The following is a 24,504-nucleotide window of genomic DNA, read 5'->3' on the forward strand; positions in this document are numbered from 1 at the left end:
GGTGGTGGGCGGAGACGGAGCGAAGTGGATCGGGGAATGTGAATCGTACTTTCACAAGTGCATCTACACGCTGGATCGCTTCCATGTGGCACGTGATCTGAAGCGGTTTGTGGGCCACCTGCCGAAGGTATGGAAAGAAGCAAGACAGGCGTTGGCCAGGCAGGAGCCGGCGGCCTTGATGGCGGCCGTGGAGCGCGTGCCGATCGAAGCGATTGCGCCTGACAAACGGGAAGAATGGACCGCCTACCAGTCGTTCTTGAGGCGGCACCGCAAGCATCTGGAGGATTACCGGAAGACCCTTGAGGCACACGGTATCGATACGAGGGGTATGAGGCCGATGGGAAGCGCGGAAGCCCAGATGCGGGTGTTGGCGAAACGGACGAAGCGCGGAGGATACAGCTGGAGTGAACGAGGCTGCAGGGCGATGCTGGAGACCGTCATGCGACGCAGGCAGATCGGCAGGTTGGAAGAAGCCGAGGAGCACGCAGTTGAGTCCCCGCAACGTGTGGTTAGTGTACGGAGGTTGCTTCACGACGCCATACGACCGGCGAAAGGCTATGTTGACGGAATGATCCGACTGCTCAGAAGCCAATGGCAAAGTCGCCCGACTGGAATGGCATTAAAAGGACTTAGAGGATACTGATACCAGGGATCTGGAGCAGTTCCTGAAGGAAGAAAAACTGAAACCGCTAACAAGGGATTGGCTCTTTTTTCGGTTGTGATCCAGCATCCCCAATAAGGTGCCCACGCTGACTTGACTCAGACTGGAGCGACCGACCGGATGAAGAGCGCCGGCAACTGTGTTACAATAGCGAAAGAGCCTAGGAAGGAGACTGATATGGCGAACATTCGACTGGTTGCGCTTGACATGGACGGCACGCTGCTGAACGACCGCCAGGAGGTCAGCCCGCGCAATGCGGCGGCCATCCGCCGGGCGCTCGATGCGGGCGTCATCGTCTGCTTCGCGACCGGCCGGGGCGTGCAGAACGTGCTTCCGTATGCGGAGCAGCTCGGCATGTCGACGCCGATGATCACGGTGAACGGCGGCGAGATCTGGCACCGGCCGCATGATCTGTACAAGCGGACGGCGATGGACGCGGCGGATGTGCTGCGCCTGCGCCGGCTGGCGCTGGATCACGGCGTCTGGTACTGGGCTTACGCGACGGACGGCGTCTACAACCGGGAGCGGTGGGTCGAGCCGGAGGAAGATGTCCAGCGCAAAGTGTGGCTGAAGTTCGGCTATTACGAAGAGAACGAGCGGCTTCTGGAGCAGATCCGGGCGACGGCGGAAAGCTGGGGCGGATTCGAGATCTCGAATTCGTCGCCCGTGAACATCGAGCTGAATCCGTCCGGCGTCTCCAAAGGCGCCGCGCTGCTGGAACTGTGCCGACTGCTCGGCATCGATCCGTCCGAGACGGCCGCTGCCGGCGACAGTCTGAACGACCTGTCGATGATCCGCGCGGCAGGCCTCGGCGCAGCGATGGGAGGCGCGCAGCAGGCGGTCAAGGAAGCGGCTGGTATCGTGCTGCCCGGCAACAACGAAGACGGCATCGCGCATCTGATCGAACAATACGTGCTGGGAGGTTGATCCCCGCATGTGGCCGGATGTTCTGCCGGGGCATTCTTCGTCTACGGGTTCATGATTCGTTCGAGCCGTTCGGCTGGGCGTTCTGGACGATTCAGACACTGATCGTCGCCGTGCTTTTCCTGGCGGATTACGCGGTGAACGCCTGGGGCGTGAAACGGTACGGCGGCTCGCGTGCTTCCGTCATCGGCAGCACGATCGGCGTGCTGGTCGGTCCTTTCGTCATTCCGGCGTTCGGGCTTGTCATCGGACCGTTCGCGGGCGCCGTCATCGGCGAGCTGTTGGCCGGCTCCGATCTGGACCGCTCCGTGAAGGTCGGCTGGGGGTCGCTCGTCGGCCTGTTCACCAGCGTCATCGTGAAAATCGTGCTGCAAGCGGTGATGATTCTGCTGTTCGCGCTGTGGCTGATTTTTTAACTGAGAATGGAGGAGCCTGAAAAATGATTCGCGTCACGGTATGGAATGAGTTCTTGCATGAGAAAGAGCATGAAGAGGTCATCAAAGTTTATCCGGACGGCATCCACAACGCGATTGCACGAGGCATCGCGGAGGACGGCATCGCGGTGCGCACCGCCACGCTCGACCAGCCGGAACACGGCCTGACGGAAGAGGTGCTGAATGACACCGACGTGTTGATCTGGTGGGGCCATATGGGGCATGACAAGGTCGATGACGCGATCGTCGACCGCGTCCATCAGAGGGTGCTGGACGGCATGGGGCTCATCGTGCTGCACTCGGCCCACTTCTCGAAAATTTTCCGCAAGCTGATGGGCACGTCGTGCGATCTGAAATGGCGTGAGGCGAACGAGAAGGAGCGTCTGTGGGTCGTCAATCCGGCGCACCCGATCGCGGCGGGACTGCCGGAGTACATCACGCTCGAACACGAGGAAATGTACGGCGAGCATTTCGATATTCCGGCGCCGGACGAGCTGATCTTCGTCAGCTGGTTCGAAGGCGGCGAAGTGTTCCGCAGCGGCTGCACGTTCTACCGCGGCCAAGGCCGGATCTTCTATTTCCGTCCCGGCCATGAGACGTATCCGACGTATCACAATCCCCGGATTCTGCAAGTCATCAAGAACGGCGTGCGCTGGGCGGCTCCGGCGGGCGCGGCGAAGCCGGTGCGCGGGAACGTCAAGCCGCTTGAGCCGATCAAAGGCTGAACCTTGTCCGGCCGGCGGCCGGATCCGAAGGACTGGATAACGTGAGCCTGAAGAAAGATTCTCTGATACGGGGCACGATCATTCTGGCTGCCGCCGCGCTCATCGCCCGCTTCCTCGGCATCTTCCAGCGGGTTCCGCTCGATTACATGCTGACGGAAGCGGGCGGCGCCTATTTCACGGCGGCCAACAATATTTATCTGCTGCTCCTCGTGGTCGCGACGGCGGGCATTCCGAGCACGATCAGCAAGATGATCGCGGAGCGGCACGCGCAGGGACGGATCGCGGAGGCGCGCGACATCTACCGCGCCGCGCTCCTGTTCGGCATCGTGACGGGCGTCATCGTATCGGGCGCCCTGTTCGTGTTCGCGCCGCTGCTCGCGCGGGACAACCCGGGCGCGACGGCGTCGATTCGCGCCATCGCGCCGGCGCTGCTCCTGTTCCCGGTTATCGCGATGATGCGCGGGTATTTCCAGGGGCGGCAGTATATGACGGCGGGCGGCGTCTCGCAGATCGTCGAGCAGATTCTGCGCGTCGTGACGAGCGTCGCGCTCGCGTTCGCGCTGCTCAGCTGGGGCTACGGCGACGAGCGGGTGGCTGCGGCGGCGTCGGCGGGCACGATCTTCGGCGCCGTCGGCGCGTTCGCCGTCATGCTGGCCTACGCGGTGAAGCTGAGGCGGGCGGACGCCGCCGACCGCCGGCATGCCGCCGCCGTGAGGCGCGGCGGCCGGAAGCTTCGGTACGGCGATATTTACCGCGAGATTTTCCGCTTGTCCGTGCCGATCGTGCTGACCTCGATGACGGTACAGTTTTTCTATTATTTCGATACGCAATTTTTCTATCGGTTGACGGAATCGTACTATGGCACCCGCGAGCTGACGAACGCCGCGCTCGACATTCTCGGGATGAAGGCGCAGACGATCGCGGGCATTCCGCCGATTCTGGCCGTCGCGCTCAGCCAGTCGATCATCCCGGTCATCTCGTCGGCGTACGCGACGGGCAACATGCGGGAAGTGAGCCGGCAGGCGTCGCTCGTGCTGCGCATCGTCATCTTCACCGGCGTGCCGATCGCGCTGGCGCTGACCGCCGCCGCTCCCTCCGTCACCGGGCTGCTGTACACGCCCGGCGGCAGCGGCGTCGTCGCCGCGCTGACGGCCGGCACGGTGCTGCAGATCGTCATGATGACGACGAACTCGACCCTGTTCGGCCTCGGCAAGCCGCGCCAGGCGATGTACCATACGCTTACCGGCATGGCGGTCAAGGCGGCGCTGAGCGCCGTTTTCGGCCCCGCGCTCGGCGTGTACGGGCTCATCCTCGCGTCGACCGTCGGCTTCCTCTGGATCAGCTGGTTCAACGTGCTGTCGATCCGCAAGGTCGTTCCGATCTCCGTGCTCGGCTCGCGCTGGCTGCCGTACACGGGCGCCGTGCTGCTGGCGTCCGCCGCGGGGTTCGGCATTGACTTCGCCGGCCTGCGGCTGTTTGAGGATCTGCCGTTCAAGCTGGCCTGCCTCTTCACGGCGGCCGCATCCTGCGCCGCTTCCGCGGCGGCATACCTCGTGTTCATGGTGCTGTTCGGCGCGGTGACCAGGGATGACGCGGCATCGTTCCCCGGGCCGCTCAGGAAGCTGTTCGCGCCGCTGCTCCGCATCCGGGCGCGCTAGTGCGGAAGTCCTCCTCTTATTGCAGGATTCTGTCGTCTCCTTGTCGAATTTAGGAGAAAGTTCCTTCAATCCCAGAGACAGAAGAGAGGAGACGGGATGAAGGCATGAGGAGATGGCTTGCGCTGGCGCTTTCGGCGCTGCTTCTGTTCACGTCGGGCTGCCAGGCCGTTCAGGGGATCGATCTGAACGGCATGATCAAGCAGTCGCGCCAGGTGATATCGGCGGAAGGCAGCGTCACGTATGAAGTGGAGCCGCCGAATGGTGGAATATCAATGGCGACGTCGGGCTTGAGCCGCCGGACGATGCGATAGAAGCCGGGGTTACGCTTGAAGAGATGGCCGAATGGTCGATGGCGGACGGAATCCGGTTCATAGGCCGGGATTCCGGACTGTTCGAACTGATCTTCCGGCCCGGGAAAGCGGGCGTGCAGGAGCTGCAGTTGTACCTTGATGATGACGGGACGGCGCCGATTCCGACGCCGAACGGCTCGACGCTCGTGCCGCTGCGCCGTACGGCGGATGCGTTCGGCGTCACCATCAAGTACGATCCGCAGACGAGACGGCTTCTGCTGCACGATGACATCACCGGGACGGATATCGCGCTGACGGTCGGCAGCCGGCTGGTCGAGGTGAACGGCGAGACCGTCTAATGGCCGTATCCGGCCATCACGGGCGCGGACGGCGCATCCTACGTTCCCGGACGTGACCTGATGAAGGCGATCGGCGGCACGATTGCGTGGAGCAGCCAATCGGGCAGAAAAGTGCTGATCCTGAAACGCGATGCCGCGGATCTGGTGAGCTTATAATCCGTTGCCGGCATCTGAACGCAATAAGCAGCAAGGCTTTCATTTTCATTACAGAAATCTATCAATCGCAGTGCAAATATGGTAAAATATTGATGGTTATTCATACATAAATTATGAGAGGAGACGGAGTGAAGGCATGCGGATGAGGAAATGGCTTGCGCTGGCGTTTGCGGCGCTGCTCCTGTTCGCGGCAGGCTGTCAGGCTGTGCAAGGGGTCGATCTGAACGGGGTGCTGAAGCAGTCGTTCAAGACGACCGCGGCGGAAGGGAGCCTCACGTACGAATTCGAGCTGGATTTGAGCAAGGAACTGTTGAACGAGCTTGCAGGCGAAGAAGAAGCCGCGGCGATCCTGCCGCTGCTCACCCATGTGAAGCTGCAAATTGACGAGTACAAGGTCAAGGACCCGTGGAACATCTCGATGCGCGGCACGCTGTGGCTCGGGGACATCGGCATCGGCTTCTCGGCGCAAATGGCCGATACGCTGATGGTGGTCGAGCTGGACGGCGCGAGCGCTCCGATCGTCATCGATCTGAGCGCAGCGGACGAGGAACTGTCCGATGTCGCGCTGTCGGATGAGCAGCTGCGTCAAACGCAGGAAATGATGCTGAAATTCCTGGAGTCGTCCGGAGACTATTTGGTTGACAACATGCCGAATGTCTCCGATCTGTCGGTTGCGCTGAGCACGCCCGTGACCGTGGGCGGAGAGGAGCTGTCGCTCACCCGGGTCAGCGTCCGGTTTGACGGCGCCGAACTGTTCGAATGGCTGAAGAAATACCTTGAAGCGCTGATTGCGGACGAAGAAGGCGCACGGACGCTGGTTCAATCGCTCGCGACGATGCTGAGCGAACAGTCGGCCCTGTTCGCGGACAGTGAACTGCCGGTTGACGAACTGGCGATCGTCGAAGAAGAAGAGGACATTGCCGCAGCGGCGGAAGAGCTGATCGGAGCCTTGAAGGAGGCGGCGGCAGGACTCGCGTATCTGGAAGCGGCCGAGCCCGAAATGATTCAGGCGATCTTCAATGACAGCCTCCAGGTGCGCGCCGACCTCTATGTCGACGGTAAGCTCCATATCCGCAAGCAAGACGTCGAAGTCGAGTTCCGTCCGGATGCGGAGGAACTGAAGTCGGCGTTCGGCGAAAATCCGATTGAAGGGTTGAACGGCATCCGTTTGGCTTATTCCGCCGAATTGTGGAATATTAATGGCGATGTTGAGCTGGCTAAGCCGCAGGTTCCCGAAGACGGCGGCATTACGCCCGAAAACATGGCAGAATGGTCGACGGCGGATGCGCTCCGCTTCTTTGACACCGAGTCCGGTCTGTACGAGCTGCTGGCCAACCGGTTCAAGATCGGAGAGCAGGAGCTTAGGCTCTATCCCGAGTTTGACGACCCGGCTCCGATCAAGGCGCCGAACGGCTGGACGCTCGTGCCGCTGCGCGATACGGCGGAGTATTTCGAAGCGGAAGTCAAATTCGATCCGAAGACGAAAAATCTCATCCTGCGCGATGATGCCACCGGAAACGAGGTTGTGCTGACGGTCGGCAGCAACAAGGTCGCGGTGAACGGGAAGACGGTTGAGTGGGGCTACCCGGTCACCGTCATGGCGGACGGCGTCACGTATGTGCCGGCACGCAATCTGATGGAAATGCTCGGCGGATCGGTCGCATGGATCAACGAAGACGGATCCCAGGTGCTGGTCATGAAGCGCGATGTCGCGGAACTGATTGTACCGTAATCGGCCGCGGGGGTGATCGGACGGCAGGCGCACCGCTCCCGCATGCGCGTCGGAAGGAGCGATGAACATGGACAAAGCGGCTGATGCCGCGGATTTCCGCAGCCGGATCGGACGGGACGTCCTGACTGTCGCGGTGTTCAAGGCGGACTGGTGTCCGGATTGCCGGTTCCTCGATCTGTTCATGGCGGATATCGAGGAAGCGTTCCGGGACCGGATCGAATTTCTGGAAGTCGACCGCGACGAGCTGCTTGATCTGTTCATCGAGCTGGATATTTACGGCATTCCGAGCTTCGTCGCATTCCGCGGAGGGCGCGAGATCGTCCGGTTCGTCAGCAAGCTGCGCAAATCGCGGCCCGAGATCGAGCGGTTCCTGGAACGCGCGATCCAGGTGGACGCGGCGCTGAGCGGGCGAAACGGTTAAGGGCAATCGGACGGGTTGCCGTCATGGAAGCGGCAGGCATCGACCGGCTGACGGTCGGCGCCTGCCGCTTTGTCTGCCGCTTCCAGCCGAATTCATCGTTTCTACATGGATTTCGCCGGATGCAATCGTTATAATGTAATGTTGACAGAGTCTGTGAAGCGAGCCGCCGGGCTCTCTGCCCGTAATCCGGATCGTTCGACAGAAGAAATGTGGTGAGTAAATGATATCCGGCGGTTACCGCAAACTGGTCATCGCAACATGCATCGGCATGCTGATCGTGCTCCTCGGGGGCGCGCTTGTGACGAATACCGACTCCGGCGACGGCTGCGGCACGGACTGGCCGCTATGCAACGGCAAGTTCATCCCGGCGTGGACGCTGGAGTCGGCGATCGAGTATTCCCATCGCTTTTTTACCGGTATTGTCGGCATTCTGGTCGCGCTGACCTGCATCGCCACGTACCGGCTCGTGCGGAACATGGACAAGCCCGATCCGGAACCGCTGTGGTACGCCGGCAGCATCTTCGTGTTCACGGTCGTTCAGGCGCTGATGGGCGCGGCGGCGGTGAAGTGGCCGCAGTCTTCACAGGTGATGGCGCTGCATTTCGGCATTTCGCTGTTCGCGTTCGCGAGCACGCTGCTGCTTGTCATCTGGGTGATGCGCCAGCGGCATGCGGCGAACCGGAAGCCGCCGTCCATCCCGCGGGGCATCGCCCCGCTCGCCCTGGCGACATCCGTGTACAGCCTCGTCGTCATTTACCTGGGCGCCTACATCCGGCACACCGACTCCGCCGGCGGCTGCGGCACGGATTGGCCGCTCTGCAACGGCGCGTTCGTGCCGGAGCTGGAAGGGGCGACGCTGGTCGCCTTCGTGCACCGGCTGGCGGCGGCGCTGTTCCTCTTCGCGGTCATCTTGCTCCATGCTTATGTCTGGCGCCGGCGTCATGCGGACAGCGAGACGGCGAGAACATCCTCATGGGTGCTCGGGCTGACTTTCGGGCAAGTGCTGAGCGGCGCGCTGGTGGCGTGGACGGTGGGGAACGAGGATCTGTTTATTTTCACCAGTCTGCTGCATAATCTCGTCATATGCGGCCTGTTCAGTCTGCTGCTTGATCTGAGCATCCGTTCATGGCGCTATCGCGACGTCGGCAGGGATACGCAGGTTGTCGATTCGCACGCATAGGGAGGTGCCGCGTTGCTGCGCACGTTGTTCGGCGAGCAGCCAAGACGGTTGACCGGGCGGATGGCCGAGGTTTACAAGGAAATCAACCAGTTCGCGAATCTGATGCACGAGCGGATCTCGGCCGGCAAGGACCGGGAGTACCGTCTGCGCGTGTACGAGATCGGTGCTCTCGGGCTGATGGCGTCGCTGGATGAGCTGGAGCAGAGCCTGTACGCGGCGCGCGGTTATGCGCACCGCATCCGGAAGCCGTCGCTCGCGCATATGTCGCATGAAGAGCAGCTGGATTATTTCCGGTATGTCTATTTCGACAAAAACGGATTCATCCGCGTGTTCGCCATCCTCGACAAACTCGGTGCTTTCCTGAACGACGCCCTCGAACTGCAAACCGAGAAAATGAAGCCGCAGTTCTCCTACTTCACCGTGCTGCGCAACATGCGGCAGAAGCGGCTTCACCCGAAGCTGTCCGCCGCGCTCGACGAGCTGAAGGAGAAGTATCAGGCGCCGCTCTCCGAGCTGCGCAAGCGGCGCAACATCGAAGTGCATTTCATGAACACCGAGATGATGGACGATCTGATGCAGAGCCGCAAGTCGTACGGCAAACCGGCGAAGCTGGAAAACATCGAAGACCAGGTCAGACAGCTGGAAGAGGCGTTCGAGATGATTACGTCATCCCTGTGCATCGCGTTCCGCTATGTCCGGCGCTGGATGAAGTGACCGTCCGGAAGCGGCCGCGGGCAGGGAACGATGCGCGGAGGAGGAATCGATGGAGCTGAAGGGGAGAAAGGCGCTGATCACCGGGAGCGCGAAAGGTCTCGGCAAGCGGACCGCGCTGCTCCTCGCCGAAGCGGGATGCGACGTCATCGTGAACTACGTCTCCAGTCGGGCCGAGGCGGAAGCGCTGGCCGGCGAGCTGCGGGGGCTCGGGGTCCGGTCCGCCGCCTTGCAGGCCGACGTCTCGGATCCGAAGCAGGTCGAGCGGCTGGCCGAAGAGGCGGAGCGGCTGCTCGGCGGCATCGACATCCTGATCAACAACGCGGGTCCGTTCATTCGCGAGCGGCGGCTGTTCGCCGAATATACGCCGGATGAGATCATCGGGCTGGTGAACGGCAATCTGCTCGGCGTCATGCTGCTCGACCGTCTGCTGCTGCCAGGGATGCGGCAGCGGGGATGGGGACGGATCATCCATTTCGGCTTCGGTCATGCCGGCGAGTCACGCGCCTGGCCGCACCGCGCCGTGTACGCCGCGGCGAAGACGGCGCTCGTCTCCTTCACGAAGACGCTGGCCGTCGAGGAAGCGGCCCGCGGCATTACGGTGAACATGATCTGTCCCGGCGACATTCGCGGCGCGAACAAGGAGAAGTCGATCGACGACGTGCAGGGCGAGATCGATCCGGAATCGCAGCGCCGGCCCGGAACGGGCGAGGACGTGGCGCGCGCCATCAAGTTCCTGTGCGATCCGCGGTCAGACTTCATCACCGGCAACCTGCTGGATGTGACCGGCGGTTTCGATCCGATCCGGAATACGATCTGAAGCGCACAAGAAAAAGCGTCTTGTACCGCAGCCGTTCCGGCGAACGGCCGCGGAGGCAAGACGCTTGTTTCTTGTCCAAATGACGGATGTCAGAATACTTGAATGACCTCTTGGATGCCCTCGACTTCTTCCAGCAGCGCGCGTTCGATGCCTGCCTTCAGCGTGATCGTCGAGCTCGGGCAGCTGCCGCATGCGCCCATCAGGCGCAGCTTGACGACGCCGTCTTCAACGTCGACCAGTTCGACGTCGCCGCCGTCGCGCTGCAGGAACGGACGCAGCTTGTCAAGGACGTCTAGCACTTCGTCGTACATCGTTTGATCCGACGTTTTGCTCATTTGCCATCAGCTCCTTTCTTGCTTACTATTTATTATAGTACAAAACGGGCAGAATGAAAACGGATCGGATGAGGGGCAGGTGAACCGCGTGGATCGGCCGATCATCGAATTTTGCGCGAGCAACATGCATCACGGCACGGACGCGGTGATGCGCCGGCTCGAAGCGGAACCGGACAAATACGAAGTGATCGAATACGGCTGCCTGGGAAACTGCGGCGAATGTTTCCTGTTTCCCTACGCGTATGTGAACGGCGAGATCGTGGCCGCCGAGACGGCGGAAGAGCTGTACGAAGCGATTCTGAAGGCCGTCAAGGAGCAGCAGGCCGAGCGGGAGATGCTCGACAAGCTGCTGGACGATCTGTAACAAATTATGTACATACGCCGGCCGTTCAATCCAACCATGTGCTGGTGATGAATGTGGTCGCAAGCATAGGCAAGGGCTCCCCGACGGGTTCGGGGAGCCCGATGCATATTGGACGCATTAATCGTACACCTTGATCTCGTTGTAGAACGTGTCGCGTTCGACCGGAATCCGGCCGGCGCCTTTCACGAGCCAGATCAGATCTTCGCGCGTAATGCCTTCCGGCGTCAGCGCGCCGGCGGAGTGGCTGATCCGCTCTTTGACGATCGTGCCGTGGACGTCGGAAGCGCCCATCGCCAGCGACACCTGGGTGAGCTGCGTTCCGATGTTGATGAAGTAAGCCTTGATGTGCTGGAAGTTGTCCAGCATGAGCCGGCTGATCGCAATCGTCTTCAGATCTTCGAACGCCGAGTTCCGTCGGCGGATGCTTGCCTTCGGGCTGGAGGGCTGCATCGACAACGGGATGAATACCATGAAGCCGTTCGTTTCGTCCTGAAGTTCGCGCAGTTTGATCAGGTGCTCGATCCGGTCGCGATGCGTCTCGATGGCGCCGTACAGCATCGTCGTGTGCGTCCGGATGCCGAGCTGATGCGCGGTGCGGTGCACTTCGAGATATTGGTTCACGTCCGCTTTCTCGACGCGCATTTTCTTGCGGTATTCGTCGGACAGAATTTCGGCGCCGCCGCCCGTCAGCGTGCCGAGCCCGGCCTTGACCAGCTCCTCCAGCACTTCCTTGTACGAGAGGCCGGAGAGCCGCGAGAAGAACTCGATCTCTGCGGCGGTGTACGCCTTCAGCGTCACGTCCGGATAGTGCTGCTTCAGCACGCGGAGCGATTCGACGTAGTAGTCGAACGGCACATGCGGATTATGGCCGCCGACGATATGGAATTCCCGGACGCCGGGATGGTAATGCTTCTCGATATAGGCGAGCATCTCTTCGCCGGTGAGCGTGTACGCGCCCTCTTCGCCCTGGTCCCGGCGGAAGCTGCAGAACGCGCAGTGCGATTCGCACACGTTCGTAAAGTACAGGCTCATGTTCTCGATGAAATAGACTTTCTTGCCGTTCTTCCGCAGGTTCACTTCGTTCGCCATCTGGCCGATGGCGAGCAGATCATCGGACTCGTACAGGAAGACGCCGTCTTCGAGGGTCAGCCGCTGACCATAGTGTACCTTCTCTCGGATTTCCTGCATGCGTGAATGTTCGGTCGGGATTACGACGTTCATGGCCATTCCTCCTGTCGATGGGCTTAAGCGGCACCCGTCCAGAGACTGTAATTATTATAATCTTCCGGGACAGAATCGGGCAACAGGATAATCCGGGAGATGAGGCGCAGCCGGAGGGCCGGAGAAAGTGTTGCAGCGGTTGAAAGTCGCGCCAGGACAACAATTGAAGCGCTGACGAAACCAGGTGTCGTGATTTGTGACAATTGCGGCTGCTTCCGGGCGGTAACGAAACGCAGCATTCTTATTTGGCTGCGGAGAGCCGTTTTTTGCCCCTTCAAATCCGAACAGGACGTCTCGGTTTCATTACGAATCCGAAAACCCGCGATTTCCGGCAAATAAGACGTCCTGGTTTCATTAATCAAACAGAGCATCCCGGAGATTGACCGGACCGCCCGGTGCGCCGGCCGGCTCCTATTGTGGCGTCCCGGAATGTCGGATATACTTAAATTAATATTGATGCTTATCAAAGCGCATCAAGCTAGCGGGAGGGATCCAAGGTGATTGCGATCAGCGAAGCGGCTTCGAATAAAATCAAGGAAATGCTCGCCGAGGAGGAGACGCCCGGTCTGTTCCTTCGCATCGGCGTGCGGGAGGGCGGCTGCAGCGGCTTCTCCTACGGCATGGGCTTCGACGACGAGAAGCACGAGAACGACCAGGAGATGGACATCCGCGGTCTGCGCGTCGTCGTCGACTCGGACAGCATGAAATATCTGTACGGACTCGAGATCGACTACAAGGAGACGGCGATGGGCGGCGGATTTACGATCCACAACCCGAACGCGGTGGCAACCTGCGGCTGCGGCCAGTCGTTCCGCACGGCAGCGGACGCGGGCAAGCCGGAGGAGTGCTGAGGCGGACTTGAAGTCCGTGAGCATTGCGGCATGATGGATGAACCATAAGGCCTTCTTTGTTAGATTCCGGTACACGGAGTTTGACGAAGGAGGCCTTTTCTGTTTGACGGGAAACGCGTAAAAAGAGGAGTCAGGCGCCCGAACATCAAATACCATAAAAGGAAGATTTAAACATTAAGCCCATGGAGGGATCTCGATGTCCACAAACTTGATATCCATATTCGAGCAGTATGTTTCGGGCTGGAAGCGCGCGGAAATCGAAACCGTACTTGAAACGCTTGATGAAGATTGCATCATAACGGAATGCTGCGGCCCGGTCTATCGCGGCCGGGATAACGTACGGTTGTGGATGGAAAAATGGCTGGGAGAGGGCAATCGTGTTTTGGAGTGGGATGTGCGCACTTGTGGCGAGCTGGACTGGATTCGGGAGGTAAAGGCATTCCTCGCCGCGCTGCCGGATGAGGATGACGCTCCGGATGAAACCCGGGCGCGGGAAAATTATCAAGAGGCGGGATCGAAAATGAATCATCAAGTCAAAGCATACCAGGGGAGAAGGTACTTGCATATTACCGGCAGCGATTCACCAATACAGCGGGAGCAGGACGCGATCGACATCATTGCGTTGTGCCTGGAACATGACACAAACGCGGTGCTGCTGGACGGCGGCGTGCTGTCGGATGATTTTGTCAGGCTGCGGACCGGTCTGGCCGGTGCCGTGCTGCAGAAATTCGTCAACTACAACATCAAGGCGGCGGCGGTCATCCGGGAAGGCCTGCAGTTTCCCGAACGGTATCGTGAAATGGTCGCGGAGTACCGCAACGGGAATACGTTCCGCGTCTTCACCGACCAGGATGAGGCCGTGGGCTGGCTCCTGGCGCCGTAGCCCGGATAAGTTCCGATTTTTACAATTCCGCTCAGCTCAACCTGAAGTATAATGGAAGGAAATTAATGCGCTTTATGCCAATTCGGGAGGGGTTGAGCTTGACGCATTACGCGGTCTCCGTGGAACACCGGTTCCAGATGTCCCCGCAGCGGGTGTACAACCTGATCATCGACATGGATGAACATCGCCGCATCCTGCCCAGGCAGTTCGAATCGCTGGAAGTACTGGAAGGCGGCAGAGGCGACGGAACGGTGTTCCGGTTGACGATGAACGTGATGGGCAACCGCACCGCGCTGGTCATGACGCTCAAGGAACTTGAGCCCGGACGCATCGTGCAGGAGCAGGACGGCAATGCGGGGATTACGACAACATGGGAATTGATTCCGGAATCTGAGGATCGCTGCATACTCAGGCTCACCTCGCGGTTTCCCGACAAACCCGGATTTTCCGGCTGGGTGGAGCGGCTGGCCACTTCTTCCATGATCCGCTCGATTTACAAACGCGAATTGGAAAATATAGAGCGCTATTTATCGACAGGCTCGGCTGCGAAATGACGGCTGAACATCCGCCGAACGTCCCCTTGACGGGGATTTTTTTGTGACTTGCTGGAATCTTCTATTATCCGCTTTCGCGATGCAGGGAAATGGAGTACGCTGTCGAATGGAGTAAAGATCATTTTTTGAAAGCGCTTGCTTCCCCGCAAATCCACATCATCCCAGGTAAGGAGACATCTTGCGATGAGCGTCAATCGGTCGATGTTCAATTCCGTCGGCATGAAACTGTTCATTCTCATCTTCTGCGCCATTCTGCTCTGCGTTCTGGCCCTCGGCTGGTTCTCGTATTCCCGGTCGAAACGGGCGATCGAGACGGAAGTCGCGGAAGCAAACCGGATCACTGCGCGGCAGACGGCCGAGAAGCTGGATGTCGTCCTGACGGGCTATGCGCAGAAGCTGAAGCAGGTCGTCGCGGATGCGGACTTCATCCGGATGCTCAATGCGTTCAATCAATCCGGCGACGCCGCGGAAGTCGCAAGCCTCGCGCAGACGCTCGGCACCCGGCTCAGCGCCGCGGCGATGACCGATCTTTCGATCAAACAGATCGTGCTCATCTCCGAGCGGGAGGGGCGTCCCGTCCTCGCGTCGGACACATCGGCCGATGCCGAAGGATTCCGCGATCCGGCCGTCTCGCAGCGCGTCCGGGACGGGCACGGCAAGCCGGTCTGGTTCGCCGACGCGGGCGGGCCGGGCGGCAGCATCCGGGTGTACGTCGGCATGGCATACGAGATGAACGTGATGCATGAGCTCTATATGGAGATCGATCCGTATGCCATCGAGAAGCGGGTCCAATCGACGGATTTCGGCGACGGGCGCATCTATGTCGTCGCGCCCGACCTGACGATCGTCTACGCGACGGAGTCCGGATTGGCCGGCAAGCCCTATCCCTACGACTTGCCTGAATACGATTCGGCCATAACCAGGATCGACGGCCAGGCCATGCTGTCCGTGCAGGGGGTGGTGGAATCGAACGGCTGGCAGATTGTCAGCCATATCCCGCTCGCCAGCCTGATGGAAAATGTGCGCGCCATCCGGGACATCACGCTGCTCATGTCGGTTGCGGCGGTCGCGGCGGCGGGCCTCATCGGATTCATCGTCATGCGGATGATCGGACGGCCGCTCGGAGAACTGAAGGCGCTCATGACGGAGGGCAAGAAAGGAAACCTTACCGTCAGATCCACGATCCGGCGGAAGGACGAAATCGGCCAGGTCGCCGACAGCTTCAACTGGATGATGGAAGAGATCACGGCGCTCGTGCAGAGTGCGAACCAGTCCGCGCAGGCGGTGCTCGAGACGTCGGCGGCCCTGACGCAGGCCGCCCGTCAGACGGCGGATGCCGCCGGGACGATCGCGGCGGCGACCGGGGACATCGCGTCCGGCGCCGCCAGCCTCGCCTCCGCGTCGGAGCAGGGAGCGGACATCGCGGACGAGATCGGCGCACAGGTGCAGACCGTCGTCGCATCGAATGAAGAGATGAAAAAAGCCGCGTCGGAGGCGGAGGAGGCCGGAGCCGCGGGGTCCGGCCACATGACGGCCTTGATTGGCAACACGAACCGGATGGAAGCGATGACCCGTTCGATGGCGGAGAAGGTCGGCCGTCTGGCCGACAGCGCGGGCTTGATCCGGAACATTCTCGAGATGCTCATCCGGATGAACGCGCAGACGAACATTCTGTCGCTGAACGCCGGCATCGAGGCCGCGCGCGCCGGCAGCGCGGGCAAAGGCTTCATGGTCGTGGCGGACGAAATCCGCCGTCTGGCGGAGCAGTCCCGGCAGTCGATCGCCGTGGCCGGCGAGATCATCGGCACGATCCAGCATGAGATTCGCGAGACGGTCAAGGCGCTGTCCGAGGCGCATCCGGTCTTCCGGGAACAGATCGAAGCCGTCAAGGAAGCGCACCGGCTGTTCCATGCGGTGCAGACGAACATGAACGCTTTTCTCGGCCGGCTGGAAGCCGCGACGGCGTCGATCCGGCGGCTTGAGCAGGTGCAGTCCGCCATGGCCGGCACGATGAGCGAGGTCAGCTCCGTCGCGCAGCAGGCCGCGGCGGTGTCGGGGGATGTGGCTTCCTTGAGCCGTGAACAGCTCGGCGTCAGCGCCGGTCTGGTGGAGCTGTCGAACCGGCTGGAGTCGGTGTCCGACCAGCTCAAGGCGTCGCTCTCCCGGTTCACGGTATCATGAGTCCAATCTCTGCGAATTTTTCGGGGGAAACGGAGAAACAACGCCATGCGAAAAACGATCGTCGTCCTGCTCGCCACCATCTGTGCGGTGCTGATCTGGTTCACTTCGGCATCGGCGTACAAGGTGTTCCGCGCCGACTGGCGGCTCCCCCAGACGCCCTTGCAGGAATCCGCGGAGTACCGGCTGGTCCTTATCACCCAGGAGCTGGAGACGCCGTTCTGGGACAAGGTCGGCGCCGGCGCGCGGGAAGAAGCGGCGAAGCACGGCGCGATGCTTGAAATCTGGGGAAGCTACAACAATGATGCGGACGAATTTCTGAAGAAACTGGAAATTGCGATTCACTCCCGCATGGACGGCATCATCGTCCAGGGGCTGGATACGGACGCGTTCAAAGAACTGGTGAAATACAAGGCGGCCTCGTACGGCATCCCCGTCATCACCGTCGCGAACGACGTGCCCGACAGCCTGCGCAGGACCTACGTCGGTTCCGATCAATACGAAGCGGGCCGGATGATCGCCCGGCAGCTGGCGGCGGACATGGGGCCGGAGGGAACGGTCATCCTGCTCAGGGACAACGGCAACGCGTATTACCAGGAACAGCGGCTGGACGGGATTCGCAGCATCCTGGAGTCGTATCCCGGCATCGAGCTGCAATACGCGGAGACGCAGGGCTCGCGGGAGCAGGTCATCGCCGCCATGCAAAATCTGATGAACCATTCGCCCGACGTGCAGGCATTCATCGCCGCGAACGCGAACCTGACCGCCGTGATGGTGCAGGAGATCGGCCGCAGATCGCGGGTGAAGCCGTACCATATTTACTCGTTCGACGACAGCCCGGATATGCTGACGCTGCTCCGGGAAGGGCTCATCGACGGCATCATCGAACAATCGCCTGAAGCGATGGGACGGATCAGTACGGCCCTCATGATCGACTGGCTGGAAGGCAGGCAGCTCCCGCTCAAGACGAGCGGCTACCATACCGAAGTTCGGCTGCGGAAAGCGGAAGATGCGCCATGAACCGCATTCAGAACAAAATTCTGGCGCTTACCGGCATCGTGCTGTTCATCATGGCGGCCATCTGGTCGACGCTGACCTACTACAGCCGCCAGACCCAGGAGCAATACAACGACATTCTGCAGCGCTATCTGCGGATGAACGAGGTGACGGGCGCCAGCCAGCAGACGATCACGGACCTGAACAACTACCTGATCCGGCCGACGCCGGAACATTACGAACAGCTCGAGCAGAGCAAGGAACGTCTGCGCAAGGCGAAATACGACGTGTTCGCCCTGCGCAACGGAGACAACGACTTCGATCTCACCAGCTACACGAACCTGATCGACAGTCTGCTCGAAACGGCGAACCGGTCGATGATGTTCCAGGCGCAGATGGACACCGAAGATTCGAATCAGGCATTCAATGAAGCGACGCGCATCTCCCGCTCCATCTCCGACATGACACTGACGCTGCTCGACACCGAGCTCAAAACGTACGACCGGTTCTACCGGGGCATCATCGAGCGGTCGACGGAGCTGAACAAGCTCGGCATCTGGCTGCTGCTTACCATCACGTTCCTGCTGCTGATCTTCGCGTACTGGTTCGCCCTCAGCATCACGAGGCCGGTGCAGAAGCTGACACAGGCGGCGAAGGAACTGTCGCGGGGACGGTTCGACCAGGAGATCGAAGTGTCGTCGAACGACGAGATCGCTTTTCTGGCGAAAATGTTCGAGCGGATGCGGGTGAATATCAACAACCTCATTACGGAAATCCAGCAGAAAGCCCAACTCGAGCACGAGCTGCAGCAGAACAAGCTGCTCTTGCAGGAGAGCCGGTACCGCAGCCTGCAGAGCCAGATTCATCCGCATTTTCTGTTCAACACGCTGGATACGCTCTCGAAGAAAGCTTATCTGGAAGGCGCCGAAGAGACGAGCGACCTGCTGGCGAGCGTCGCGGGTCTGCTCCGCTACAATCTGCGGCGGCTGGACCGCTCCGTCACGCTCTACGAGGAAGTCCGGGTGCTGCGCCAATACATGGACATCCAGTCGGCCCGGTTCGCCGACCGGCTGCGGTTTGTCGAGGACATTGACGAGTCGTGCCTGTACGTGCAGATTCCCGGGCTGACACTCCAGCCGATCGTGGAGAACGCCGTCATCCACGCCGTGGAGCCGATGGAGGACGGCGGCACCATCGTGTTCCGCATCGCGGAAGACGGCGATCGGATCCGGGTCGAGATTGCGGACAACGGGCCGGGCATGCCGGAGGACAAGATCGAACGGGTGCTCAAAGGCAGCGTTCAAGAGACGGAGGGGCATACGACCGGCATCGGGATCGGCAATGTCGTGCAGCGGCTCCGGCTGTTCTACGGGCAGGACGACATCATCGACATCGAGAGCAAACCGCGATCCGGCACGAAGGTCGTGCTGCGTTTGCCCAAAGTGAGGAGGTACGAAGCGGATGACCAGCGTACTGATCGTGGATGACGAGCAGATTGAGCGTGAAGGGCTTGCGGCGATATTGCGGAAAGGGTTTCCCGATCTTGCCATCGAACAGGCGCGGAACGGACGGGTCGCGCTGCAGATGGTCGAGGAAGGCTTCCGTCCGGATCTGGTGCTGATGGACATCAAGATGCCGGGCATGGACGGCCTCGAGACGATCGAGCGGATAAGCGCCATCGAACCGGACATCCGGTTCATCATGGTGACGGCTTACGATGCGTTCGACTACGCCCGCACGGCCATCAAGCTCGGCGTGAAGGACTACCTGCTCAAGCCGAGCAAGGCGGACGAGATCATCGCGACCGTCGGCAGGGTGCTGCGGCAGATCGAGGAGGAGCGCCGGGAGCGGGAAGCGAGCAGGCAGCAGATCACCGCGCTCAAAAAGGTGCTGCCCGTCGTCGAGACGGACATCGTGACCCAGCTGCTGTACGACCATGTCCACGATGTGCATCTGGACGAGCTGGTCGACCTGCTCGGCGTCAGCACGGCAAGCGAGATGTTCGCCATCGTCGTCATGATGCCGGCAGGCGAAGAGCAGAAGTATGCCGAAGTGAAAGCGAGAATCCGGAAGACGGGCGTCGGCCTGGTCGGGGCGCTGTCCGGCGGGCAGATCCCGGTCATCGTGTTCCGTGATCCGGTTCGATCGTACCGTTCCCAGGCGACGACGCTGGCCAGGGAATTGCTCGCCCTGGCCGCTTCGGGCGGCGGCGCCGGCTTATTTGTCGGCATCGGCGGCGTCTGCGGCTCGCTGGACGACATCCGGCAGTCCTACCACGAAGCCCAGATCGCCGCGATGGACCCGACACTGCCGGTCAAATACCGGTTCTATGAGGACACGCCCGCGCTCGGCGCGGTGGGCGGCCGGCCGGACCGGGAATGGGAGAAGCGGTTCATCGAGCAGATCCGGACGGGCGACTGGGAGCGCGTGCAGGCCGATGTCATGTCGTTCATCCGCCGCTGCGAGCAGGAAGGCGTCGACCTGCTGCTGGCGCAGCAGCGCGCGCTCGAGCTGCTCTGGCTCGTCTCGCGGATGCTGCAGGAGCTCGGCGTCGAAGTCCAGGCGCCGGTATTTCCGTTCCAGGCGCAGGATTACCGGCGGCTGCAGGCGGAGGCGAACATTCTGCTCGGCCGGCTCCGGCAGGCGTATGCGGAACATCAGGCGCGCCACGAGCCGGACGCCGTGCACCAGATCAAGAAATATATCATCGAACATTCGCATGAGGACATTTCGCTCGAGGCGATCGGGCGGATGATCGGCCTCAGCCCGTTCTATATCAGCAAACTGTTCAAGGAGCAGTTCGGCATCAACTACATCGATTTTCTGACCGAATGCCGGATCGAGAAGGCGAAGAAGCTCATGGCCGATCCGGAGCTCAGCATGAAGGCGATCGCGCTGGAGGTCGGCTACCGCGATCCGAACTATTTCAGCAAGGTGTTCAAGAAGATGTGCAACATCTCGCCGACGGAATATCGGAAGGCGCTGCTCGGGACAAGAGGGCGGGAGGCTTGCGATGCTTGAACGGAAAGCGATGCGGATAATGGCGGTCCGCCGGCTGCTCCAGGTTGCGGCCATCGCGCTGGCGGTGCTGCTCCTGTGGGCGATCTTCATGCGCGGAGACGTCGGAAACGACGCGGGCCTCCCTTCGTCACCCGGGGAGGAGCTCACGGACGGGCACGCCCCGGGCGTCCGGCGGCAGGACGACGGGATCATCAAGGTCGGGCTCACGATGGATACGCTGCAGGAAGAGCGCTGGATCAAGGACCAGGAGATGTTCGGCGAAGCCGTCGAGGCGCTGGGGGCGGAGTTCATCGTCATGACGGCGGACAGCGACGACGCGAAGCAGATCGAGCAGGCCGAGACGCTGATCAGCATGGGCGTCGACATCCTCGTCGTCGTGCCCCACGACGCCGAGGCGACGGCGACGATCGTGAACAAGGCCCATGCGGCCGGCATCAAGGTGATGTCCTATGACCGGCTGGTGCGCAATGCGGACGTCGATCTGTACGTCTCGTTCGACAACGAGCGGGTGGGCGAACTGCAGGCGGAAGTGATCACGAAGCTGGTTCCCGAGGGCAAATATGTCTTTATCGGCGGCGCGGATACGGACTACAACGCCCACCTGGTCAAAAAAGGCGTGTTCAACGTGCTGCAGCCGTTCATCGACCGGGGAGAGATCACCGTCGTATTCGACCAATGGACCCGGAATTGGCTGCCCGCCAATGCGCGGGACAACATGCGCGCCGCCCTGAGGGCAAATGAGGGCAGAATCGACGCCGTGATCGCCGGCAACGACGCCACGGCGGGCGGCGCCATCGAAGCGCTGGCGGAGTGGGGACTCGCCGGCAAGGTCCCCGTCGCGGGACAGGACGCCGAGCTCGCGGCCGCCCAGCGGATCGTCGCGGGCACCCAGACGATGACCGTCTACAAGCCGATCCGGCAGCTTGCCGAAGTGGCGGCGGAGCTGGCCGTCAAGATGGCGAAAGGCGAGACGCCGCGGGCCGACCGTCTCGTGAACAACGGCAAGATCGACGTGCCCTCCGTGCTGCTGACGCCGATCGCCGTGAACGCCGACAATATCGACGAGACGATCATCGCGGACGGTTTTCACTCCCGGGAGGAAGTTTACAAGCTCATCGAACGGTGAACGGACGGAATCGGCTCAAGAAATTACAGAACATCATAAAAGAGTCCTGTCATTACAGCGCTTACAGTCGGATGCGGGATGATACATTGGTTGTGCCACCACAATTACCGAAAGGGGTTCAACCAATGCACAAGGGATTCAAGATCTCCGCCATCCTGCTCGTCGCCGCGCTGTTCGGCACGCTTCTGGCCGCCTGCGGCAAAAACGGCGGCGGCAAGGTGGACGTGGGCGTCGTCCTCCCGACGAAGGACGAGCAGCGCTGGGTGCAGGACGAGCAGCGCTTCAGGGAAGCACTGGATGACACGAAGTACAATGTCGAAATTCTGTTCAGCCAGGGTTCCTCCGCGAAAGAGAAGGAAAACGTCGAAACCCTCATCAACAAAGGCATCAAAGTCCTCATCATCTGTCCGCCGGACGGCGACGCTGCAGCCGCTGCAGTCGAGGCCGCGAAGAAGGAAGGCATCACGGTCATCGCGTACGACCGTCTGATCACGAACACCGACGCCGTCGACTACTACGTCACGTTCGACAGCGTGGCGGTCGGCGCGGCGCAAGCCCAATACCTGGTTGACCACATGAAGGGAGGCGGCCAGCCGCTGTATCTGTACGCCGGCGCGGCTTCCGACAACAACGCGTTCCTGTTCTTCGAGGGCGCTTGGAAAGTGCTGCAGCCGAAGATTGCGGACGGCTCGCTGAAGATCGCCAACTCCAGCGAAGCAGAAGCGCTGAAAGACAAGGCGGAGCTCACCCGTGAAGAGATGAGCCGGATCATCGGTCAAATCACGACGAACTGGGATCCGAACGAAGCGAAGAACAAGGCGCAGACGCACCTCACCGCCGCTTCGGACGACCTGAAAGGCGATGTGCTCATCCTCGGACCGAACGACCATACGGCGCGCGCCATCGCGGACGTGTTCGCGGCCGATTCGGCGGTCACGAGCTATGTCGTGACGGGTCAGGACGCGGACAAAGCTTCCGTCGAATACATCCTGGACGGCAAGCAGTCGATGACGGTGTTCAAGGATGTCCGTACGCTGGTCAAAGACGCGATGAACCTCGCCGTCGACATTCTCGAGGGCAAGACGCCGACCACGACCGGCTCCTACCACAACGGCAAAATTGACGTCAAGGCGAAGCAGACGGATGTCATCGTCGTCGATCAGTCGAATGTCAAGAAAGAGCTGTTCGATTCCGGCTATTACGACGAGAGCGAATTCAATTGATCGCAATCGGCAGTTCATACAAGGGCGGAATAGTGATAGATGCGTCTATCACTATTCCGCTGTTATCACCGTCATCCGGGAGAAGGAGAACAGGCCATGGACGATTACATTCTGGAGATGCGGAACATCTCCAAAACGTTCCCGGGCGTGAAGGCGCTCACGGACGTCAGCTTCAAGGTGAGGCGGGGAGAGATTCATTGCCTTGTCGGTGAGAACGGGGCGGGCAAATCGACGCTGATGAAGGTGCTGAGCGGCGTCTATCCGTACGGCACGTACACGGGGGACATCATTTTCGACGGCAGTGAGCAGCGGTTTACGTCGATCAGCGACAGCGTGAAGGCCGGCATCGTCATCATCTATCAGGAGCTGGCGCTGTTCCCGGACCTGTCCGTCTACGAGAACATCTATGTCGGCAACGAGGTGCAGCGCAGCGGGCTGGTCAACTGGAACGAGACGATCGTCCGGGCCACGCAGATGCTGAAGAAAGTGAAGCTGGACGTCAATCCGGAAACGCTGATCAAGGATCTCGGGGTCGGCAAGCAGCAGCTCGTGGAAATCGCCAAGGCGCTCAGCAAGGACGTCAAGCTGCTGATTCTGGACGAGCCGACCGCCGCGCTCAACGAGAACGACAGCGAGAACCTGCTTCAATTGCTGCGCGAACTGAAGCAGCAAGGCATCACCTGCATCATGATTTCCCACAAGCTGAAAGAAGTGATGGCGATCGCGGACAAGGCGACCGTGCTCCGCGACGGACGAACGATCTGCACGCTGGATGCGGCCAAGGGCGAGATTTCGGAGAACGTCATCATCAAGCACATGGTCGGCCGCGAGATTGAAGACATTTATCCGAAACGGACGAACAAACATTTCGGCGAGAAAGTGTTCGAGCTTCGCAACTGGACGGCGTACGACCCGCAGGCGGGACGGAACGTCGCAACGGATGTGAACCTGCATGTCCGGAAAGGCGAAATCGTCGGCATCGCGGGATTGATGGGTTCGGGGCGGACGGAGCTGGCGCTGAGCATTTTCGGCAACCCCAAAGGTTATCGGCTGCAGGGGGAAATGCTCGTCGAAGGCAAGCCGAAGACGTTCCGCCATCCGAGTGAAGCCATCCGCGAAGGGATCGCCTACGTCACCGAGGATCGGAAGGGCAACGGGCTGTTCCTGATCCAGGACATCAAGTGGAACATTACCGCAGCGAATCTCCGGAAGGTGGCGGGGGGCGGATGGATCAACGAGAACGAAGAAATCCGGGTCTCCGATTACTATAAAAAAGCGCTCAACATCAAGGCTCCGTCGGTGGAGCAGCTCGTCGGGAACTTGAGCGGCGGCAACCAGCAGAAGGTGTCCCTCGGCAAATGGATGTTCGTCGGCCCCAAACTGCTCATTCTCGACGAACCGACGCGCGGCATCGACGTGGGCGCGAAATATGAAATTTATACGATCATGAACGAACTGATCAGCCAGGGGATGAGCATCATCATGATCTCGTCCGAACTCGGCGAAGTGCTCGGGATGAGCGATCGCGTGTATGTCATGGCGGAGGGCAGAATCACCGGCGAGCTCGCGATTGAAGAGGCCGATCAGGAGAAAATCATGCAATTCGCAACATTATAGGAGGAGCCTGTATGAACCTTCAAGTGAACGACAGCCGGACCGACGCGCGGGGCGGAGGTTTTTT

The 24,504-nt window shown here is 60.7% G+C and carries 24 protein-coding genes and 3 pseudogenes; 24 read left to right on the top strand and 3 right to left on the bottom strand.

Going from position 1 to position 24,504, the window contains the following annotated elements; all coding sequences use genetic code 11:
• The 12 genes and pseudogenes from C6W55_RS17590 to C6W55_RS17645 all read left to right on the top strand — a co-directional run.
• A pseudogene (locus C6W55_RS17590) lies at positions 1 to 643 on the top strand (ISLre2-like element ISTco3 family transposase); the annotation flags it as partial.
• Between the two features lie 195 nt (positions 644 to 838).
• Entirely contained in the window at positions 839 to 1,588 is a 750-nt protein-coding gene (locus C6W55_RS17595; RefSeq protein WP_286894109.1) for a Cof-type HAD-IIB family hydrolase, read from the top strand.
• A 30-nt stretch (positions 1,589 to 1,618) separates the two neighbouring features.
• A pseudogene (locus C6W55_RS17600) lies at positions 1,619 to 2,001 on the top strand (DUF456 domain-containing protein); the annotation flags it as partial.
• 23 nt (positions 2,002 to 2,024) lie between these two features.
• Positions 2,025 to 2,744 carry a ThuA domain-containing protein gene (locus C6W55_RS17605; protein ID WP_015253816.1) on the top strand — a complete coding sequence of 240 codons (720 nt, stop codon included), beginning with the start codon at positions 2,025 to 2,027 and terminating at the stop codon, positions 2,742 to 2,744.
• A gap of 41 nt (positions 2,745 to 2,785) precedes the next feature.
• Positions 2,786 to 4,402 carry a putative polysaccharide biosynthesis protein gene (locus C6W55_RS17610; RefSeq protein ID WP_015253817.1) on the top strand — a complete coding sequence of 539 codons (1,617 nt, stop codon included), beginning with the start codon at positions 2,786 to 2,788 and terminating at the stop codon, positions 4,400 to 4,402.
• Positions 4,403 to 4,506: 104 nt separating this feature from the next.
• Complete coding sequence (locus C6W55_RS17615; RefSeq protein WP_286894111.1) at positions 4,507 to 4,713, top strand: hypothetical protein; 207 nt, start codon at positions 4,507 to 4,509, stop codon at positions 4,711 to 4,713.
• Positions 4,714 to 4,751: 38 nt separating this feature from the next.
• Entirely contained in the window at positions 4,752 to 5,051 is a 300-nt protein-coding gene (locus C6W55_RS17620; RefSeq protein ID WP_286894112.1) for a stalk domain-containing protein, read from the top strand.
• A 298-nt stretch (positions 5,052 to 5,349) separates the two neighbouring features.
• Entirely contained in the window at positions 5,350 to 6,939 is a 1,590-nt protein-coding gene (locus tag C6W55_RS17625) for a copper amine oxidase N-terminal domain-containing protein (protein WP_286894113.1), read from the top strand.
• 67 nt (positions 6,940 to 7,006) lie between these two features.
• A complete protein-coding gene (locus C6W55_RS17630; RefSeq protein ID WP_015253821.1) occupies positions 7,007 to 7,360 on the top strand; it encodes a thioredoxin family protein in 354 nt (117 codons plus the stop codon).
• 220 nt (positions 7,361 to 7,580) lie between these two features.
• On the top strand, positions 7,581 to 8,540 hold the full coding sequence (locus tag C6W55_RS17635; protein ID WP_015253822.1) for a COX15/CtaA family protein: 960 nt from the start codon (positions 7,581 to 7,583) through the stop codon (positions 8,538 to 8,540).
• 12 nt (positions 8,541 to 8,552) lie between these two features.
• Positions 8,553 to 9,254, top strand: a complete 702-nt coding sequence (locus C6W55_RS17640) for a Cthe_2314 family HEPN domain-containing protein (protein WP_015253823.1) — start codon at positions 8,553 to 8,555, stop codon at positions 9,252 to 9,254.
• A gap of 55 nt (positions 9,255 to 9,309) precedes the next feature.
• Complete coding sequence (locus C6W55_RS17645; protein WP_286894147.1) at positions 9,310 to 10,071, top strand: SDR family oxidoreductase; 762 nt, start codon at positions 9,310 to 9,312, stop codon at positions 10,069 to 10,071.
• 89 nt (positions 10,072 to 10,160) lie between these two features.
• Here C6W55_RS17645 and C6W55_RS17650 read toward each other — a convergent pair whose 3' ends face one another.
• Complete coding sequence (locus C6W55_RS17650) at positions 10,161 to 10,406, bottom strand: NifU family protein (RefSeq protein ID WP_015253825.1); 246 nt, start codon at positions 10,404 to 10,406, stop codon at positions 10,161 to 10,163.
• A 79-nt stretch (positions 10,407 to 10,485) separates the two neighbouring features.
• Between C6W55_RS17650 and C6W55_RS17655 the strand changes: the two genes are divergently transcribed.
• A complete protein-coding gene (locus C6W55_RS17655; protein WP_286894116.1) occupies positions 10,486 to 10,770 on the top strand; it encodes a YuzB family protein in 285 nt (94 codons plus the stop codon).
• Positions 10,771 to 10,887: 117 nt separating this feature from the next.
• Here C6W55_RS17655 and mqnE read toward each other — a convergent pair whose 3' ends face one another.
• Both mqnE and C6W55_RS17665 read right to left on the bottom strand, forming a co-directional pair.
• Complete coding sequence (gene mqnE, locus C6W55_RS17660; protein ID WP_213486727.1) at positions 10,888 to 11,991, bottom strand: aminofutalosine synthase MqnE; 1,104 nt, start codon at positions 11,989 to 11,991, stop codon at positions 10,888 to 10,890.
• A gap of 23 nt (positions 11,992 to 12,014) precedes the next feature.
• A complete protein-coding gene (locus C6W55_RS17665; protein ID WP_286894118.1) occupies positions 12,015 to 12,353 on the bottom strand; it encodes a hypothetical protein in 339 nt (112 codons plus the stop codon).
• Between the two features lie 135 nt (positions 12,354 to 12,488).
• Here C6W55_RS17665 and erpA point away from each other — a divergent pair, with 135 nt between their 5' ends.
• The 11 genes and pseudogenes from erpA (at position 12,489) to C6W55_RS17715 (ending at position 24,440) form a co-directional block, all read left to right on the top strand.
• Entirely contained in the window at positions 12,489 to 12,842 is a 354-nt protein-coding gene (gene erpA, locus C6W55_RS17670; protein WP_286894120.1) for an iron-sulfur cluster insertion protein ErpA, read from the top strand.
• Positions 12,843 to 13,362: 520 nt separating this feature from the next.
• On the top strand, positions 13,363 to 13,725 hold the full coding sequence (locus tag C6W55_RS17675; RefSeq protein WP_286894121.1) for a DUF4180 domain-containing protein: 363 nt from the start codon (positions 13,363 to 13,365) through the stop codon (positions 13,723 to 13,725).
• Between the two features lie 98 nt (positions 13,726 to 13,823).
• Positions 13,824 to 14,279: an SRPBCC family protein gene (locus tag C6W55_RS17680; RefSeq protein WP_286894122.1), complete on the top strand. Its 456-nt coding sequence runs from the start codon at positions 13,824 to 13,826 to the stop codon at positions 14,277 to 14,279.
• 183 nt (positions 14,280 to 14,462) lie between these two features.
• The gene (locus C6W55_RS17685; RefSeq protein ID WP_286894123.1) at positions 14,463 to 16,460 is read left to right on the top strand and encodes a methyl-accepting chemotaxis protein; all 1,998 of its coding nucleotides are present in this window, start codon (positions 14,463 to 14,465) and stop codon (positions 16,458 to 16,460) included.
• 45 nt (positions 16,461 to 16,505) lie between these two features.
• Positions 16,506 to 17,477, top strand: coding sequence for a substrate-binding domain-containing protein (locus C6W55_RS17690; RefSeq protein WP_286894124.1), 972 nt, complete (start codon positions 16,506 to 16,508; stop codon positions 17,475 to 17,477).
• Positions 17,474 to 18,940: a sensor histidine kinase gene (locus tag C6W55_RS17695; RefSeq protein ID WP_286894126.1), complete on the top strand. Its 1,467-nt coding sequence runs from the start codon at positions 17,474 to 17,476 to the stop codon at positions 18,938 to 18,940. The genes C6W55_RS17690 and C6W55_RS17695 overlap by 4 nt, the downstream gene beginning before the upstream one ends.
• The gene (locus C6W55_RS17700) at positions 18,915 to 20,474 is read left to right on the top strand and encodes a response regulator (RefSeq protein WP_286894128.1); all 1,560 of its coding nucleotides are present in this window, start codon (positions 18,915 to 18,917) and stop codon (positions 20,472 to 20,474) included. The genes C6W55_RS17695 and C6W55_RS17700 overlap by 26 nt, the downstream gene beginning before the upstream one ends.
• Positions 20,467 to 21,600, top strand: a complete 1,134-nt coding sequence (xylF, locus tag C6W55_RS17705) for a D-xylose ABC transporter substrate-binding protein (RefSeq protein ID WP_286894129.1) — start codon at positions 20,467 to 20,469, stop codon at positions 21,598 to 21,600. Before C6W55_RS17700 ends, xylF begins: the two co-directional genes overlap by 8 nt.
• A 125-nt stretch (positions 21,601 to 21,725) precedes the next feature.
• Positions 21,726 to 22,823: a sugar ABC transporter substrate-binding protein gene (locus C6W55_RS17710; RefSeq protein ID WP_286894130.1), complete on the top strand. Its 1,098-nt coding sequence runs from the start codon at positions 21,726 to 21,728 to the stop codon at positions 22,821 to 22,823.
• 147 nt (positions 22,824 to 22,970) lie between these two features.
• A pseudogene (locus tag C6W55_RS18315) lies at positions 22,971 to 23,375 on the top strand (ATP-binding cassette domain-containing protein); the annotation flags it as partial.
• Positions 23,373 to 24,440, top strand: coding sequence for an ATP-binding cassette domain-containing protein (locus tag C6W55_RS17715; protein WP_483316374.1), 1,068 nt, complete (start codon positions 23,373 to 23,375; stop codon positions 24,438 to 24,440). The pseudogene C6W55_RS18315 and the gene C6W55_RS17715, both read left to right, overlap by 3 nt.
• Positions 24,441 to 24,504: the final 64 nt, after the last annotated feature.

Origin of the sequence: Thermobacillus sp., assembly GCF_003390775.1 — a bacterium.
In the GTDB taxonomy this organism is placed as follows: Bacteria; Bacillota; Bacilli; order Paenibacillales; family Paenibacillaceae; genus Thermobacillus; species Thermobacillus xylanilyticus.